General features: G+C 38.4%; 13 protein-coding genes. 5 read left to right on the top strand and 8 right to left on the bottom strand.

Annotated features, from left to right (window positions below; genetic code table 11):
* Positions 1 to 7 precede the first annotated feature (7 nt).
* The 4 genes from gatB to IGJ24_RS02415 all read right to left on the bottom strand — a co-directional run bounded on the left by gatB (position 8) and on the right by IGJ24_RS02415 (position 3,613).
* Complete coding sequence (gene gatB, locus IGJ24_RS02430; protein ID WP_002358703.1) at positions 8 to 1,438, bottom strand: Asp-tRNA(Asn)/Glu-tRNA(Gln) amidotransferase subunit GatB; 1,431 nt, start codon at positions 1,436 to 1,438, stop codon at positions 8 to 10.
* On the bottom strand, positions 1,438 to 2,907 hold the full coding sequence (gene gatA, locus IGJ24_RS02425) for an Asp-tRNA(Asn)/Glu-tRNA(Gln) amidotransferase subunit GatA (RefSeq protein ID WP_289865528.1): 1,470 nt from the start codon (positions 2,905 to 2,907) through the stop codon (positions 1,438 to 1,440). Before gatA ends, gatB begins: the two co-directional genes overlap by 1 nt.
* Entirely contained in the window at positions 2,907 to 3,212 is a 306-nt protein-coding gene (gene gatC, locus IGJ24_RS02420) for an Asp-tRNA(Asn)/Glu-tRNA(Gln) amidotransferase subunit GatC (RefSeq protein WP_002355569.1), read from the bottom strand. Before gatC ends, gatA begins: the two co-directional genes overlap by 1 nt.
* A 314-nt stretch (positions 3,213 to 3,526) precedes the next feature.
* Positions 3,527 to 3,613 carry a putative holin-like toxin gene (locus IGJ24_RS02415; protein WP_425531680.1) on the bottom strand — a complete coding sequence of 29 codons (87 nt, stop codon included), beginning with the start codon at positions 3,611 to 3,613 and terminating at the stop codon, positions 3,527 to 3,529.
* Here IGJ24_RS02415 and IGJ24_RS02410 point away from each other — a divergent pair.
* Positions 3,573 to 3,794, top strand: coding sequence for a hypothetical protein (locus IGJ24_RS02410; RefSeq protein WP_315984552.1), 222 nt, complete (start codon positions 3,573 to 3,575; stop codon positions 3,792 to 3,794). The two genes, IGJ24_RS02415 and IGJ24_RS02410, sit on opposite strands and share 41 nt — an antisense overlap.
* On the opposite strand, the gene ligA is transcribed toward IGJ24_RS02410, so the two are convergent.
* Both ligA and pcrA read right to left on the bottom strand, forming a co-directional pair.
* Positions 3,791 to 5,821 carry an NAD-dependent DNA ligase LigA gene (ligA, locus tag IGJ24_RS02405; RefSeq protein WP_289865527.1) on the bottom strand — a complete coding sequence of 677 codons (2,031 nt, stop codon included), beginning with the start codon at positions 5,819 to 5,821 and terminating at the stop codon, positions 3,791 to 3,793. The genes IGJ24_RS02410 and ligA overlap by 4 nt on opposite strands.
* Before the next feature lie 125 nt (positions 5,822 to 5,946).
* Positions 5,947 to 8,205 carry a DNA helicase PcrA gene (gene pcrA / locus IGJ24_RS02400; protein WP_289865526.1) on the bottom strand — a complete coding sequence of 753 codons (2,259 nt, stop codon included), beginning with the start codon at positions 8,203 to 8,205 and terminating at the stop codon, positions 5,947 to 5,949.
* A gap of 164 nt (positions 8,206 to 8,369) precedes the next feature.
* Between pcrA and IGJ24_RS02395 the strand changes: the two genes are divergently transcribed.
* The 4 genes from IGJ24_RS02395 (at position 8,370) to IGJ24_RS02380 (ending at position 13,677) form a co-directional block, all read left to right on the top strand.
* Positions 8,370 to 9,929: a ClC family H(+)/Cl(-) exchange transporter gene (locus IGJ24_RS02395; protein WP_289865525.1), complete on the top strand. Its 1,560-nt coding sequence runs from the start codon at positions 8,370 to 8,372 to the stop codon at positions 9,927 to 9,929.
* Between the two features lie 135 nt (positions 9,930 to 10,064).
* Positions 10,065 to 10,817, top strand: a complete 753-nt coding sequence (locus tag IGJ24_RS02390; protein ID WP_289865524.1) for a DeoR/GlpR family DNA-binding transcription regulator — start codon at positions 10,065 to 10,067, stop codon at positions 10,815 to 10,817.
* The gene (gene pfkB, locus IGJ24_RS02385; RefSeq protein WP_002425502.1) at positions 10,814 to 11,731 is read left to right on the top strand and encodes a 1-phosphofructokinase; all 918 of its coding nucleotides are present in this window, start codon (positions 10,814 to 10,816) and stop codon (positions 11,729 to 11,731) included. Before IGJ24_RS02390 ends, pfkB begins: the two co-directional genes overlap by 4 nt.
* A 23-nt stretch (positions 11,732 to 11,754) precedes the next feature.
* Positions 11,755 to 13,677, top strand: coding sequence for a PTS fructose transporter subunit IIABC (locus tag IGJ24_RS02380; RefSeq protein WP_002366176.1), 1,923 nt, complete (start codon positions 11,755 to 11,757; stop codon positions 13,675 to 13,677).
* 45 nt (positions 13,678 to 13,722) lie between these two features.
* Here the strand turns inward: IGJ24_RS02380 and IGJ24_RS02375 are convergent, their stop codons facing one another.
* Together IGJ24_RS02375 and tig are read right to left on the bottom strand one after the other, a co-directional pair.
* Positions 13,723 to 14,385, bottom strand: coding sequence for a hypothetical protein (locus IGJ24_RS02375; protein WP_002366175.1), 663 nt, complete (start codon positions 14,383 to 14,385; stop codon positions 13,723 to 13,725).
* A 111-nt stretch (positions 14,386 to 14,496) separates the two neighbouring features.
* Positions 14,497 to 15,780, bottom strand: a complete 1,284-nt coding sequence (gene tig, locus IGJ24_RS02370; protein WP_002355556.1) for a trigger factor — start codon at positions 15,778 to 15,780, stop codon at positions 14,497 to 14,499.
* Positions 15,781 to 16,031: the final 251 nt, after the last annotated feature.

Raw genomic sequence — 16,031 nt, 5'->3', positions numbered from 1 at the left:
TACTTTCTTATCGTTTTGAAAGCTCTTCTTGCAATAACTTGTTAACCACACCTGGGTTTGCTTGTCCACGAGTTGCTTTCATAATTTGTCCAACAAGGAAACCAACTGCACGGTCTTTTCCGTTTTTAAAGTCATCAATTGATTGTTGGTTGTTGTCTAAAACTTCGTTAATCATTGGTAATAATTGCGCTGGATCAGATAATTGAACAAGGCCTTTTGCTTCGACAACTTCTTTAGCGTCTCCACCGTTTTCAATTAACTCTTTGAACACTTTCTTCGCAATTTTCGAGCTGATTGTGCCATCGTTAATCAAAGTAATCATACCCGCTAGATTTTCTGGTGTTAGTTTAGTATCGGCTAATTCAACTTTTTCACTGTTTAAGTAAGCAGAAACTTCGCCCATTAACCAGTTTGATGCTTGTTTCGCATCTGCACCGTTTGCTAAAGTTGCTTCAAAGAAATCTGACATTTCTTTCGTTAAAGTCAAGACCATTGCGTCGTATTCAGGTAACCCTAATTCACTGATATAACGGGCACGACGTGAGGCTGGCATTTCTGGCAAACTAGCGCGAACTTTTTCAATCCATTCATCATCAATTGAAAAACGAGGAACATCTGGCTCTGGGAAGTAACGGTAGTCACTTGAGCCTTCTTTAACACGCATAAGCAACGTTGTACTAGTTGCTTCATCAAAGCGGCGTGTTTCTTGTTGAATTTCGCCACCAGATAATAGGACTTTGGCTTGGCGTTTTTCTTCATAAGCTAAACCTTTTTTTACAAAGTTCATGGAGTTCAAGTTCTTTAATTCCGCTTTAGTACCAAATTCTTCTTGACCATACGGACGTAAAGAAATATTGGCATCACAACGCATAGAACCTTCTTCCATTTTCACATCAGAAACTTCTGTAAATTGGATAATTGAACGCAACGCTTCTAAATACGCATAGGCTTCTTCTGGTGAACGCATGTCTGCTTCAGAAACAATCTCAATTAAAGGCGTGCCTTGACGATTCAAGTCTACATAAGAATAGCCATCTGTGCCGTGAATATTTTTCCCAGCATCTTCTTCTAAATGCACCCGTTCAATGCGAATTTTTTTCTTTTTGCCTTCGACTTCAATTTCAATCCAACCATCATGTCCGATTGGTTGATCAAATTGAGAAATTTGATACGCTTTAGGATTATCTGGGTAGAAATAGTTTTTACGATCAAAATGAGTTTCTTTTGAAATTTCACAGTTCAAAGCAAGAGCTGCTTTCATCCCAAATTCTAAAGCACCTTTATTCATCACAGGTAAAACACCTGGGTAACTCCAGTCAACTACATTTGTGTTGCTATTTGGTTCTGCTCCGAAATGCGCTGGCGCAGAGGAGAAAATTTTAGAGTTGGTTTTTAATTCTACGTGGACTTCTAATCCAATGACAGTTTCAAAGTTCATTAATCGTTCCCCCCTAAAATGACTGGTTTTTTCGTATGGAAATCTGTCGCTTGTTCAAAGGCGTACGCTGCTTTGTACATTGTATGTTCGTCAAAATGTTTCCCGATAATTTGTAAACCAACTGGCAAGCCTTCTGAGAATCCTGCTGGAATTGACATACCTGGTAACCCAGCTAAGTTGACAGGAACTGTTAAAATATCATACATATACATCGTGATTGGATCATTGATATTTTCACCCAAACCAAAAGCAACCGTTGGTGTGGAAGGACCAATAATTAAGTCATAATCCGCAAAGACGTTATCAAAGTCTTGTTTGATTAATGTGCGGACTTGTCCTGCTTTTTTGAAGTGCGCATCATAATAACCAGCACTTAAAGAGAAGGTTCCTAACATAATCCGACGTTTGACTTCAGTACCAAAGCCTTCAGAACGCGAATTAACATAGACGTCTTCTAGATTTTGGACATTTTCGGAACGGTAACCATAACGAATGCCATCAAAGCGTTGTAAGTTTGAACTTGCTTCTGAAGAGGCAATAATATAATAAGCGGCAATCCCATATTTAGAATGTGGCAAGCTAACTTCTTCTACTGTTGCGCCTAAAGCTTTAAACGTTTCTGCAGCTTTTAATATCGCTTCGCGAACATCCGATTGTACCCCTTCACCTAAGTATTCTTTTGGTAAAGCAATTTTCATGCCTTTGATGTCGCCAGTTAAATCTGACGTAAAATCAGGAACAGAAACGCCTGCAGAAGTGCCGTCTTTTTCGTCATAACCACTAATTGCATTTAAAGCTAAGGCATTGTCTTTAACATTTCGTGTCAATGGACCAATTTGGTCTAAACTTGAAGCAAAAGCAATCAAACCAAAACGAGACACACGTCCATACGTTGGTTTTAAGCCCACAATACCGTTAAAAGCTGCTGGTTGACGGATACTACCACCTGTATCAGTTCCTAGAGAAACTGGTACTTGACCGGCTGCAACAGCTGAAGCTGAACCACCTGAAGAACCACCAGGGACTTTCGTTTGATCCCAAGCATTTTTAGTTTTCTTGAAGTAAGATGTTTCCGTACTTCCACCCATAGCAAACTCATCCATGTTTAATTTTCCAACTGGAATCATATCTGCTTGATAGACTTTATCCATCACAGTCGCATCATAAATTGGATCAAAATTGTATAACATTTTTGATCCAGCTGTTGTTAAAATATCTTTTGTGACAATGTTGTCTTTAATCCCAATTGGAATTCCTGCTAAAGGATTACTTTCAGTGATGCCTTTTAAGTCGATGGCTTTTGCTAATTCCAGCGCTTTTTCTTCACTTACTGTGATAAAAGAATCCATTTTTTCTTCTGTATCTCGGATACGATTTAAAGTTTCTTTTGTTAAATCAACTGCTGTAATTTCTTTTGAAACCAATAAATCATGTAATTCCGTTAACGATTTGTCGTATAATTTTTCCATTAGGCTCCTGCCTCCCCGTTATCCATAATTGCAGGCACTTTAATGTAACCATTCTCTGATTCTGGAACATTCCGCATTAATTCTTTACGGTCCATTCCTGGTGTCGCTACGTCTTCACGCATAACATTGATTGATTCATTCACATTTGAAGTAAAAGGAACCCCGGTTGTATCTACTTCTTCTAGTAATTCCACCATATCAATAATTTTATCTAGTTGATTGGTAAAGTCCGCTAATTCTTCTTCGGAGAAAGATAATTTTGATAATTTAGCGACATGTTTGACTTGTTCTTCTGTAATTGCCATAGATACCCTTCTTTCTATCATTTACTGAAATTTTCATTTTCAGATTAATCAATTGGATTGTATTTCTTTAAACAGCTTGTCTCAGCTATTCACTCTGTTCCCATTCTACCATAAAATGGTCGGATATTTTAGATGAAACCTTGAATTTCATTGATAATTTGTCGCTCGCAAAAATGACGGAAATATGTTATTATGAAAATGAAAAGAGAGATATGCAGGAACATACCTCTCTAGTAGCCACTACTAGTTATAAGAACTAGCGGCTTACTGAGTTAAATATTTTTTGTTGCTTTAACCGTTCAGCTCCTCAAAGCTTATGAACGGTTATTTTTGTTGTCTGAGACAAGCGCGAGGATACTGATGATTGGTTTTACAACAAGTGTTGCAAAACCAATCATCAGTCCTAGCGCTGCTTCAACGGACAAAAATATTGCTCCTTTCGTTAAAGTAAGAAGAATTGCGCATAAGCATCAACCTCCTTTCTCAACTCAGAAAGTCCTCGTTCATATAACTTTTATGACTAAAATAAGTATACCATCAAATTACTACATAAAATCTGACAACGTTAATTTGTCTTCTTAAAAATGACTTGCATCTAACGCATCGACCATTTCTTGTTCATTCCAAACGGTCACGCCTAAGCTTTCAGCTTTGGTTAATTTACTGCCTGCATCTTCGCCAGCAACCACAATATCAGTTTTTTTCGAAACACTCCCTGTAACTTTTCCACCAAGATTTTCAATTTTTTCTTTGGCTTCTTCGCGAGTGTACTGCGTTAATTTTCCTGTTAAAACAACTGTTTTGTCTTTGAAAGGTGACTCCACTTCTGCTAATTGCTCTGTCCGGAGACCTTTATATGTCAAGTTCACTTGGGCTTTTTCCAGTTCAGCCATTAATTCATGAACTTCCTCATTTTCAAAATACGTCACAACGCTGTCGGCGATTGTTTCACCAATTGAATCCAAAGCCACAATTTCTTCCGCAGTTGCTCGACTTAAGGTTGATAAATCACCAAAATGCTCCGCTAAAATTTTCGCCGCTTTCGCACCCACATGGCGAATCCCTAAGCCAAAAATCAAACGCTCTACAGAGTTTTCTTTACTCCCTTGAATGGCAGTATAAATGTTGTTTGCTGATTTTTCTTTGATTTTATCCAAAGTCATTAATTGTTCTTCTGTTAAGAAATACAGATCCGCTACATCTTTCACTAATTCTTTGTCATACATTTGTGCTAACACTCGTGGCCCCAAGCCATCAATGTTCATTGCGTTTCGTGAGACAAAGTGATTCAGCCCTTCCTTAATTTGCGCAGGGCATTTTGGATTAATACAACGTAACGCCACTTCCTCATCTAAATGCACCAACTCACTATGACAAATCGGACAATGTGTCGGCATTTCATAAGGCTGACTATCGGCTGCACGTTTTTCAACTAGGACTTGCGCTACTTCTGGGATAATATCGCCGGCTTTGTAAATAATAACATGATCATTTAAACGGATATCTTTCATTTGAATAAAATCTGCATTATGCAAACTTGCCCGACTAACCGTGGTTCCCGCGACTCGTACAGGAGCCATGACCGCAGTAGGAGTGACCACCCCCGTGCGCCCAATTGTCCATTCAATATCTTCCACTACTGTTTCTGCTTCTTCTGGTGGAAATTTGTAGGCAATCGCCCAGCGAGGTGCTTTGACAGTGAAACCTAATTCATCTTGCAACGCAAATTCGTTCACTTTAATCACAATTCCATCGATTTCGTATGGCAAAGTGCTCCGCTTTTCATGGTATTCTTCAATGTAGGCCCAAGCTTCATCGATTGACTGACATAATTGCCGTTCGGGATTGGTTCTAAAACCAATTGCAGAAAGCTCTTCTAATGCCTCAAACTGCGTCTTCGCTTTCATTGGTCCAAAGTCAGCAACTGTGTATAAAAACGTATTTAAGTTCCGTTTCGCCACAATTTTTGTATCTAATTGGCGCAAGCTTCCCGCCGCTGCATTCCGAGGATTGGCAAAAATATCTTGGCCATTTTCTTCACGTTCTTCATTCAATGCGACAAAGGATTGTTTAGGCATGTAGCACTCGCCACGAACTTCCACTGAAATGGGCTCCGTTAAGCGCATCGGTACAGAGCGAACCGTTCGTAAGTTCTCTGTAATGTTTTCACCAACCGTTCCATCGCCTCGTGTTGCTCCGCGTACAAACACCCCGTTTTCATAACGTAATGAAATTGCTAACCCATCAATTTTTAACTCGCAACAGTAAGCAACGGGTTTACCAATCGCCTTACGAACACGTTCATCAAAAGCAAAAATGTCTTCCTTGCTAAACCCATCATTTAAACTATACATTGGAATGTCATGCGGAGCTTTTTCAAAACCAGATAAAACTTTGCCACCTACACGTTGTGTCGGCGAATCTGGCGTGATTAAATCAGGAAACTCCGTTTCAATATCGACTAACTCTTTATACAAACGATCGTAAACATAATCTTCTACGGATGGTTGATCTTTGACATAATATTCATGGGAATATTGATTGAGTTGTTTTCTTAATTCTTGCGCACGAGTTGTCGCCGCCGTTAATGTTAATGGTTGTTGTTCCATCGTAGAACTCCTCCTCATAAGTGTAATGCTCTTATCGTCTTTTTAACACATTTACACTAAGATAGAAAATAAAAAGAATTTATCTAATGATGATTTCTCATTAAATCGCTGACCTATTTTGCATGTTAAATTTTTTCAATTGGTGCAAATGCCGCTAACAACCGTTTTATGCCTCTTTCTGGGAAAGCAATGTCCAACTCTAAGTCTTTGGCCGAACCGCCTACACGAACGACTGTACCAACGCCCCATGCTTTATGTTGGACCTTATCACCTGCTTGCCAAGAAACTTTTTCGCCACCACTTGCCACTTTGTTGCTAACTGATTTTGTAGCTGGCTGTGTATAAGCTGGTTTACTTGCGCTAGGCTTAAATACTTTAGGATCAAAGGTGCGCGCTGGAGCTTTCTGTAAATTGGCCGCCGCCCCTTGTTTCATTAAACGCTCCGCCTCAATTTCTTCTAAAAAGCGACTTGGTCGATTATATTGCGTGCGACCATATAATGTTCTCGAATAAGCATTCGTTAAGAACAAGGCTTCTTCCGCTCGTGTAATACCAACATAAGCCAAGCGCCGTTCTTCTTCCAGTTCACTTTCTTCTAGCATGGCACGTGATAATGGGAAAACCCCTTCTTCTAAGCCCATTAAAAAGACCACTGGAAATTCCAGCCCTTTGGCCGCATGCAACGTCATTAAGGTTACTTGTGAAGAGCTCTCTTCTAAATTATCTAAATCAGAAACCAAGGCTAAATCTGTTAAGAAATCCGCCAATTTTGTTTCTTCGCCATTTGGATCGTCGTTATTTTGCGCTTCAAAACGTTTATCAAATTCTTGTGTCACAGATAAAAATTCGTCCAAGTTTTCTAAGCGAGCTTGAGACTCTAAATTATTTTGCGCCATCAAAGCTTCCCGATAACCACTACGTTGTAAAGTTTCTTTCACCAATTCTGTAATCGTTAAATAGGGCACTGTTTTCGTTAAGTCTTGAATCATCATGCCAAAATTACCAAGCTCTTTACCCGCTTTTCCTGAAATATTTGCCAAATCAACATTTTGGGTAGCTTCCAGCAAAGCCCAACCATGCGTATCCGCAAATAATCGTAATTTTTCAATTGAACTTTTACCGATTCCTCGTTTTGGTTCATTGACAATTCGTTCAAAGCTGATTGAATCATCTGGATTGGCAATCAAACTTAAATAAGCCAAAATATCTTTAATTTCTTTACGGTCGTAGAATTTATGTCCGCCCACCATGGTATACGGAATATTAGATTTCAAGAGCATTTCTTCCACTACACGGGATTGAGCATTGGTCCGATATAATACCGCAAAATCACCATAAATTCGGTCATTTTCCCGCATTTCTTTTTGGATTTGGCTCACAATAAATTGTGTTTCATCCCGTTCTGTGTCCCCACGATAATAGACAATTTTTTCACCGTCTATATTTTCTGTCCACAGTTCTTTCTCGCGGCGGTTACGGTTATTTTTGATGACATCATTCGCAGCCGCCAAAATGTTTTTGGTGGATCGATAATTTTGTTCTAGCAAAATTACACTGGCATCTGGATAATCTTTTTCAAAATCCAAGATATTTTGCATATCCGCCCCGCGCCAACCATAGATACTTTGGTCGGCATCACCTACGACACACAGATTTTTGAAACGTGCAGCCAATAAATTAACTAAGGTATATTGTGCATGATTGGTATCTTGGTATTCATCCACATGAATATAGTGAAATTTATTTTGGTAGAAAGCCAACGTATCTGGTTGTTCATTGAATAAACGAATCGTATTCATAATCAAATCATCAAAATCCATACATTGGTTTTTGCGTAATTCTTTTTGATAGGCTTCATAGCATTTTGCGACAATTTCTTCATATAAGGAACCTTGCATTTCAGCAACTTTTTCAGGCGTTTGTAATTCATTTTTGGCATTGCTAATCGTACCTAAAATTGAGCGAGGATCATATTTTTTTGAATCAATATTTAAGTCGTTTAAGATGCGTTTCATTAATGTTTTTTGTTCCGATGGGTCAATAATTGTAAAATTACGGTTGTAACCAATCTGATCCACATCACGACGTAAAATTCTTACACACATGGAGTGAAAAGTGGAGACCCATACATCTTCGCCACCCGTTTCCAGTAATTTATTTACACGCTCTTTCATTTCTTTAGCAGCTTTATTGGTAAACGTAATCGCCAAAATATTCCATGGATTTACTTCTTTTTCCTCAATTAGATAGGCAATTCGGTGTGTTAAAACCCGCGTTTTTCCACTACCAGCACCAGCCATGACTAACAGTGGTCCTTCTGTATGCAAAACGGCTTCTTCTTGTCGAGGATTCATTCCCTGAACCAAGGCATGTTTTTGTGTCATATTAAACGTCCTCTCTCTTTTTTCAATCTTATACAGTATACCAAAAATCCCTTTGAAGTTCTTTAGAAAAGAACAAAAAATCTTTTTCTTTTTATATGAAATTTTCTTGTAAATCAAGTCAAACCGCAGTACATTAGTAAGTAGTGATGGAGGCTAAAAATGAAATGAATAATGATGTACATGAAATTAAACAATTAGATGGTACCCGAATCGGCTTTATCCTTAAAGGCATCGTCGTCGGAATCCTGGTCGGCTTTGTTGTCAGCTTATTTCGCTTAGGCATTGAAAAAATTGGCGAACAAGTCGTTCATCTGTATCAAACGTTTCACGAAAAACCCTTTTGGATGATTCCGTGGTTCTTATTTTCTCTCGTGCTTGCTTATTTATTAGGACGACTGATTAAGAGCGAACCAGCAATTAAAGGCAGTGGCATTCCCCAAGTGGAAGGACAACTTCAAGGTCAATTAGAAATTCATTGGTTTCCAGTGCTTTGGAAAAAATTTATCGGTGGGATCTTAGCGATTAGTCCTGGGCTATTTTTGGGACGTGAAGGTCCTTCAATTCAACTAGGTGCAGTGGTTGGACAAGGCTATAGTCAATGGCGGCAAAGCACCAAGTCTGAAGAAAAAATTTTAATCAGTAGTGGTGCCAGTGCTGGTTTAGCCGCCGCTTTTAATGCACCAATCGCAGGACTTTTATTTGTTCTAGAAGAGGTTCACCATTCCTTTTCACCTTTAGTTTGGTTAACCTCTTTTTCTGCGGCCATTTCCGCTAACTTTGTTTCTTTGCATTTCTTCGGATTGCAACCAGTTCTTTATATTGGTCCGGTTAAATCTTTGCCTTTAGAGTACTATTGGACATTAGTACTGCTGGGCGTTTTGCTAGGATTATTAGGTTGGATATATCAAAAAACATTGTTGTCCTTACCAAAAGTATATGGAAAAATCAAAGGCCTTTCTCCTAATTATTATGGTTTTGTTCCTTTTATTTTGATTTTACCGATTGGTTATTTCTTTCCACATTTACTTGGCGGTGGGAATCAAATTGTTTTAGCTTTAGGCAATCAACCGGCCACGATTTGGGCTTTAGTCGGCTTACTGGTTTTACGTTTTGTTTTTTCAATGGTTTCTTACGGTTCGAATCTCCCTGGCGGTATTTTCTTGCCTATTCTAACTTTAGGTGCCATTATCGGAACATTGTATGGCAGTCTACTTGTCCAATACGTAGGGATGGATCCAATTTTTGTGAAAAACTTTTTAATTTTTGCCATGGCTGGTTATTTTACTGCGATTGGTAAAGCACCGTTAACAGCGATTATTTTAGTAACAGAAATGGTCGGCAATTTTTCTCATTTAATGTCTTTAGGGGTTGTCGCTTTAGTTAGTTATATTACCATCGATAGTCTTGGCGGCAAGCCAATTTATGAAAGCTTATTAGAACGTTTGGTTCCTTCTAAAGTAAGTAATATTCGTGGCCACAAAACGATTATTGAATTACCTATCACTGCAGAAAGTTCCTTAGATGATACGATGGTACGTGATTTTGTCTGGCCTAAACAAATGTTGCTCACTTCCATTCGCCGTGGCGAATCGGAAATTTTAACACATGGTGATACTGTTATGCATGTTGGCGATGTGCTCATTATTTTGACCGATGAAAAACTCGCTTACCAAGTCAAAAAAGAGATTTATCAAAAAACTTTACCGAATGATTTAGTAAATTAAAGAAAGCTGCTGAACTCAGGTTCAGCAGCTTTCTTTTTTTATGACTGTTTTTTAATTTTTTTGAATGTTTTTGACCGTTTTAGATTGATTAGCGTTTTCATTTGTGCTATTATATCCATGAAATGAGGGATGAAAATGCTTACGGAAGAACGACATCAAAAAATTTTACAATTGTTAGATCAAAAATCAGTCGTCAAATCGCAAGAACTTGCTAGCTTATTCAACGCTTCAGAATCCACAATCCGCCGCGATTTACAAGAATTAGAAGACGCCAATTTGTTAGAACGCATTCACGGCGGCGCTAAGCGTATTCTTAATTTAGGCTTTGAACAAAACATGACGGAAAAATCAATCAAAAACACGCACGAAAAGCAAAAGATTGCTTCTTTAGCCGCTAGTTATGTACAAGATGGCGATATGATCTATTTAGATGCTGGTTCAACCACGTTAGAAATGATCCCTTTTTTAGTTGGGAAACAAATCCATGTAGTGACGAATTCCGTGCATCACGCTGCAAAACTTAGCGATATGGAAATTCCCACTATTATGCTTGGTGGTACTTTGAAGCTCTCCACTAAAGCAATCATTGGTGCCACTAGTATGGAACAGCTACAACATTTTCGTTTTAACAAAGCTTTTTTAGGAACTAACGGCGCACATTTAGAATTTGGTTTAACGACGCCTGATCCCGAAGAAGCAGCGCTAAAAGCCTTGGCTATTCATCAAGCAGAAACAGCCTATGTTTTACTGGATCATACAAAATTTAATGAAGTAACGTTTACCAAAGTGGAAGAATTAGAGTCAGTTACTTTACTAACTGACTACTGCCCTGCTGAATCGCTTCAAGGATTCCAGCAAAAAACTATTTTAATGGAGGCAAACAAATGATTTACACAGTGACTTTAAACCCTTCTATCGACTTTATCGTTCACGTCGATCATCTACAAATTGGTGATTTGAATCGGATGACGAATGATTTTAAATTACCTGGCGGCAAAGGAATCAACGTTTCACGTATTTTAAAACGTATGGAAACAGAATCCACTGCCTTAGGTTTTTTAGGTGGTTTTACAGGCTCATTCATTGCCGATTGGTTGAAAAAAGAAGAAATCCAAACGAATTTCACTCCCGTGTCTGCTGATACACGAATCAACATTAAATTGAAATCAGATACTGAGACAGAAATTAACGGCTTAGGACCTGCTCTAACAAACGAAGAAATTCAAGAACTAAAACAAGCAGTTAGTCGTGTTCAGGCTGGTGATATTGTTGTTCTTTCAGGAAGTACACCTGCTTCTCTACGCAAAGGATTTTACGAAGAGTTAATCCAAATTGTGAAGGAAAAAGGCGCAGAATTTGTTATTGATACGACAGGTGAAGATTTAATGAACGCTTTGCCACAAAAACCTTTATTGGTCAAGCCAAACAATCATGAGTTGGCAGAATTATATCATACAACCTTTACAAGTGTTGAAGACATTTTACCTTATGGACATCGGTTACTAGAAGAAGGAGCGCAACACGTAATTATCTCAATGGCTGGTGATGGTGCATTACTTTTCACAACAGAAGGTGTTTATCGTTCCAACGTTTTAAAACGTCCACTGAAAAATTCTGTCGGCGCTGGCGACTCAATGATTGCTGGTTTTATTGGCAACTTTTCAAAAACACAAGATCCTTTAGAGGCTTTCAAATGGGGTGTCGCTTGCGGTAGCGCGACCGCATTTTCTGATGATTTAGCCTCAGAAGATTTTATCCAAGAACTTATTCACGAAGTAACAATTGAAAAAATTTCAGAATAAATCCACTAAGGGAGGAAAATAGAGTGAACATTAATGATTTATTAATAAAAGATGTCATGATTATGGATTTACAAGCTACTGATAAAAAAGGCGCGATTGATGAAATGGTCCAAAAATTATACGATGGTGGCCGCATCTCTGACATTGACACTTACAAAGAAGGAATTTTAAAACGCGAAGCACAAACATCGACTGGTTTAGGCGACGGCATCGCTATGCCTCACGCAAAAAATAGTGCCGTAAAAGAACCGACAGTTCTTTTTGCTAAAAGTAAAAAAGGTGTTGATTATGAAGCACTAGATGGACAACCTACTTATCTATTCTTCATGATTGCTGCTCCAGAAGGCGCCAATGATACACATCTCCAAGCGCTTGCGGCCCTTTCTCGATTACTTATCGATCCAGAATTTGTTGGCAAATTGAAAGAGGCGGAAACTCCAGAAGCAGTCCAAGCTCTTTTCCAAGCAGCAGAAGATCAAAAAGAAGCGGAAGAAAAAGCAGAACAAGAACAAACAACGCCAGCACCAGAAAGCAATCGTAAATATATTATTGCTGTGACTGCTTGTCCTACAGGAATTGCTCATACTTACATGGCCGAAGATGCGCTGAAGAAAAAAGCAAAAGAAATGGGCGTAGACATTAAAGTAGAAACAAACGGTTCAGAAGGAATTAAAAATCGTTTAACTGCTGAAGATATTGCTCGTGCTGATGGCGTGATTGTCGCAGCCGATAAAAAAGTAGAAATGAATCGTTTTGACGGTAAAAAATTAGTCAACCGTCCCGTTAGTGATGGAATTCGTAAAACCGAAGAACTAATTAACTTAGCCATTAGTGGCGAAGCTCCTACTTTCCATGGCAGTGACTCGGCTGCAAGCGATCAAGAGGATTCAGCGGAAGGTTCAATCGGTTCTCGTATCTATAAAGATTTAATGAATGGTGTTTCTCATATGTTACCTTTCGTTATTGGTGGCGGAATTGCCATTGCTCTTTCCTTTATGATTGATCAATTTATCGGGGTTCCTCAAGATCAATTAGCCAATTTAGGGAATTACAATGACGTAGCTAGCTGGTTTAACCAAATTGGTGGCGCAGCATTTGGCTTTATGTTACCTGTCTTAGCTGGTTTTATTGCTTCTAGTATTGGGGATCGTCCAGGCTTAGTCGCTGGTTTTGCGGCTGGTGCGTTAGCAAACGCTGGCGGAGCTGGATTCCTTGGGGCCCTAATCGGTGGTTTCTTAGCTGGTTATGTAGTGGTTCTTTTACGTAAAGTCTTCAAAGGCTTGCCAAAATCATTAGATGGAATTAAAACCATTTTATTCTATCCAGTTTTTGGTTTGATTATTACGGGCTTATTAATGTTAGTCATTAACATCCCGATGAAAGCAATTAATGATGCGTTAAATCATTTCCTACTTGGCTTAGATGGCACAAATGCAGCTTTACTTGGTGCCTTATTAGCTGGTATGATGGCCATCGACTTAGGTGGACCAGTTAACAAAGCTGCTTATGTTTTCGGTACAGCTACGCTAGCAAGTACTGTTGCAGAAGGTGGCAGCGTGGTCATGGCTTCTGTAATGGCTGGCGGAATGGTTCCTCCATTAGCAATTTTCGTAGCAACTCGTTTATTTAAAAATAAATTTACAAAAGATCAACAAGATGCCGGCTTAACCAATATTGTAATGGGACTTTCTTTTGTTACTGAAGGGGCAATTCCTTTTGCAGCAGCTGACCCATTACGTGTGATTCCAAGTTTCGTGGTAGGTTCTGCCTTTACTGGTGCGTTGGTTGGTGCGTTTGGTATCAAATTATTGGCACCACATGGAGGAATCTTCGTCGTCTTCCTATTAAGTAATCCATTACTATATCTATTGTTCATCTTAATTGGGGCGATTATTTCAGGAATTGTCTACGGACTTTTGAAAAAACCTGTCGAAGTACCTGCTTAAAAAAAAGCAAAAAAGCGATTCAACCATGGTTGAATCGCTTTTTTATTATTTTCTCTTTATCGCATAATTTTCTAAATACTCAGGATTTCCTTTGCTTCTGATATACGTGTACACGCCCATCACAAAGGCCCCAAGGGTATTGGTAAATAAATCCCCCATCGTATCCATTAAAGCAGCACGCCCAATAAATGGTTGGCCGTTGGACATATTATAGCGTTGTAAGTTCATGTTCCCTAGTGAATCGCAGATAAATTCCCAGAATTCCCAGAAGACGCCACAAAGCCCTGCAAATGCAAACCCAAATAATAAAAATAACCACGGGGAAACATCGGCGTACTTCGTTTTCTTCAATAGGAAACCAGCAATACCATAACCAACAGCAGTTAACAGCATCGGACTAACAAAGTGTAAAATTTTATCCCAGAACGAAATGATTGAAATCATATGCAACGAGGTTCCTAGGAATACTGAAATAAATAAGAAAAACCAGTAAAAATAAACGATGGTCGGTGGCATAATAATTTTTAAAAATTTATTGACAAGATCCGGTAAAAAGATCAGCCCAATTCCAAGTAAACATTCGATAACAAACGTCACACCTTGTTTTGTTGAATACTTAGCCGTAAAAAATTCCCAGAGATTGTACGTCAAGCATAAGATGCCAAACACCACTAATCCATATTTAATTTTCGAATAATTTTTATCCATTTTGACACACCCTTTCAAAAGTTATTTTATATGAAAAAAACTGTAGATGAAAGACACCTTCCATCTACAGTTTTAGAAAACTCTATCGAATGAAGAGCTTATTAAAAATGTTTATTTTTCAACAGCTGTTTCAGTAATTGTTTCAACAGCACGTTTCATACGAATATCGTGTTCTAACATGTCGTTGTTTAATACTTTACGTACTTGCGCTTCAGGCATGTTGTATTGTTCTGCTAAATCTTTCACTTCAGCATCGATGTCTTCTTGTGTTACTTCGATGTTTTCAGCTTTGGCAACTGCTTCAATCACTAAGTTTGTTTTTGTGCGTGTTTCTGCTTCACCTTCAAATTGTTTGTGTAAATCTTCTTCTGTAGAACCAGTTAATTGGTAGTACATTTCAGGAGAAATTCCTTGGCGTTGCATGTTGTTTAAGAATTCATCCATTGAACGGTGAACTTCGTCGTGAACCATTACGTGTGGTAATTCAACGATTTCAGCATTTTCAACAGCTAAACGAATTGCTTCTTCGTCTTTTGCTTCTTCAGCTGCTGCTTCTTTTGCTTCTGTCAATTCTTTACGGAATTTTTCTTTTAATTCGTCTAATGATTCTACTGAATCGTCAACGTCTTTTGCAAATTCATCATCCAATTCTGGTAATTCTTTTGCTTTTACTTCATGAACAGTTACTTTGAAGACTGCTTCTTTACCAGCTAAATCTTCTGCTTGGTAATCTTCAGGGAAAGTAACGTTTACTTCTACTTCTTCGCCAGCTTTTTTGCCAACTAATTGGTCTTCAAAGCCTGGAATAAATGAATTAGAACCTAGTTCTAATGAGTAATTTTCGCCTTTGCCGCCTTCAAATGCTTCGTCGCCTAAGAAGCCTTCAAAGTCGATAACTACAGTGTCGCCATTTTCAGCAGCGGCATCTTCTTTGATTACTAATTCAGCTTGAGATTCTTGTTCGCGTTTCAAACGTGCTTCCACGTCTTCATCTGTTACTTCACGGTCTTGTTTAGACACTGTTAAGTTTTTGTATTCACCTAATTTTACTTCAGGTTTTACAGTTACTTCAGCAGTGATAACCCAGTCTTCCCCTTTATTCATGCTTTCAACATCAATTTTTGGTTGTGCTACTGGTTCAATTCCTGCTTCTAAAACAGCCGCTTCATATGCTTCTGGTAAAACAGCGTTTAACGCATCTTCGTATAACGCTTCTTCTCCATACATACGGTTAAAAACAGTACGTGATACTTTTCCTTTACGGAAACCAGGTACGTTTAAGTTTTTTTTCACTTTATTGAACGCTTGCGTTAATCCTTTTTCGATTACTGCTTGTTCGATTGAAAAAGTTAATACACCATCATTAGTGCCTTTTTTTTCCCATTTCGCAGACATTTGTTTCCCTCCGAATAACATTTAATTTTATACATCAAACTTTATTTATGCATACCTTTAAATAGTACACTATCCCTAGGAAAATGTAAATATTTTAAGTGCTAAGAAGTGAAAGAAAGACTCGATTTTTAGCAAACTATCAGTTTTTTAATTTTTTCGGATTAAAAAAGCATAGAATTTCGAGAAATTTCCTTCTTAAAATCCTAAAAGATTGTGAACAAAATATCTTGTTCATCATCGGATGTAATCGC

The organism is Enterococcus sp. DIV0546, assembly GCF_051712785.1.
In the GTDB taxonomy this organism is placed as follows: domain Bacteria; phylum Bacillota; class Bacilli; order Lactobacillales; family Enterococcaceae; genus Enterococcus; species Enterococcus faecalis.
This window is presented reverse-complemented; position numbering and strand designations above follow the sequence as displayed.

Bases quoted from the DNA above. Each gene is read 5' to 3' on its own strand.
- gatB (WP_002358703.1), bottom strand. From the start codon at position 1,438: ATGAACTTTGAAACTGTCATTGGATTAGAAGTCCACGTAGAATTAAAA.
- gatA (WP_289865528.1), bottom strand. From the start codon at position 2,907: ATGGAAAAATTATACGACAAATCGTTAACGGAATTACATGATTTATTG.
- gatC (WP_002355569.1), bottom strand. From the start codon at position 3,212: ATGGCAATTACAGAAGAACAAGTCAAACATGTCGCTAAATTATCAAAA.
- IGJ24_RS02410 (WP_315984552.1), top strand. From the start codon at position 3,573: ATGATTGGTTTTACAACAAGTGTTGCAAAACCAATCATCAGTCCTAGC.
- ligA (WP_289865527.1), bottom strand. From the start codon at position 5,821: ATGGAACAACAACCATTAACATTAACGGCGGCGACAACTCGTGCGCAA.
- pcrA (WP_289865526.1), bottom strand. From the start codon at position 8,205: ATGACACAAAAACATGCCTTGGTTCAGGGAATGAATCCTCGACAAGAA.
- IGJ24_RS02395 (WP_289865525.1), top strand. From the start codon at position 8,370: ATGAATAATGATGTACATGAAATTAAACAATTAGATGGTACCCGAATC.
- IGJ24_RS02390 (WP_289865524.1), top strand. From the start codon at position 10,065: ATGCTTACGGAAGAACGACATCAAAAAATTTTACAATTGTTAGATCAA.
- pfkB (WP_002425502.1), top strand. From the start codon at position 10,814: ATGATTTACACAGTGACTTTAAACCCTTCTATCGACTTTATCGTTCAC.
- IGJ24_RS02375 (WP_002366175.1), bottom strand. From the start codon at position 14,385: ATGGATAAAAATTATTCGAAAATTAAATATGGATTAGTGGTGTTTGGC.
- tig (WP_002355556.1), bottom strand. From the start codon at position 15,780: ATGTCTGCGAAATGGGAAAAAAAAGGCACTAATGATGGTGTATTAACT.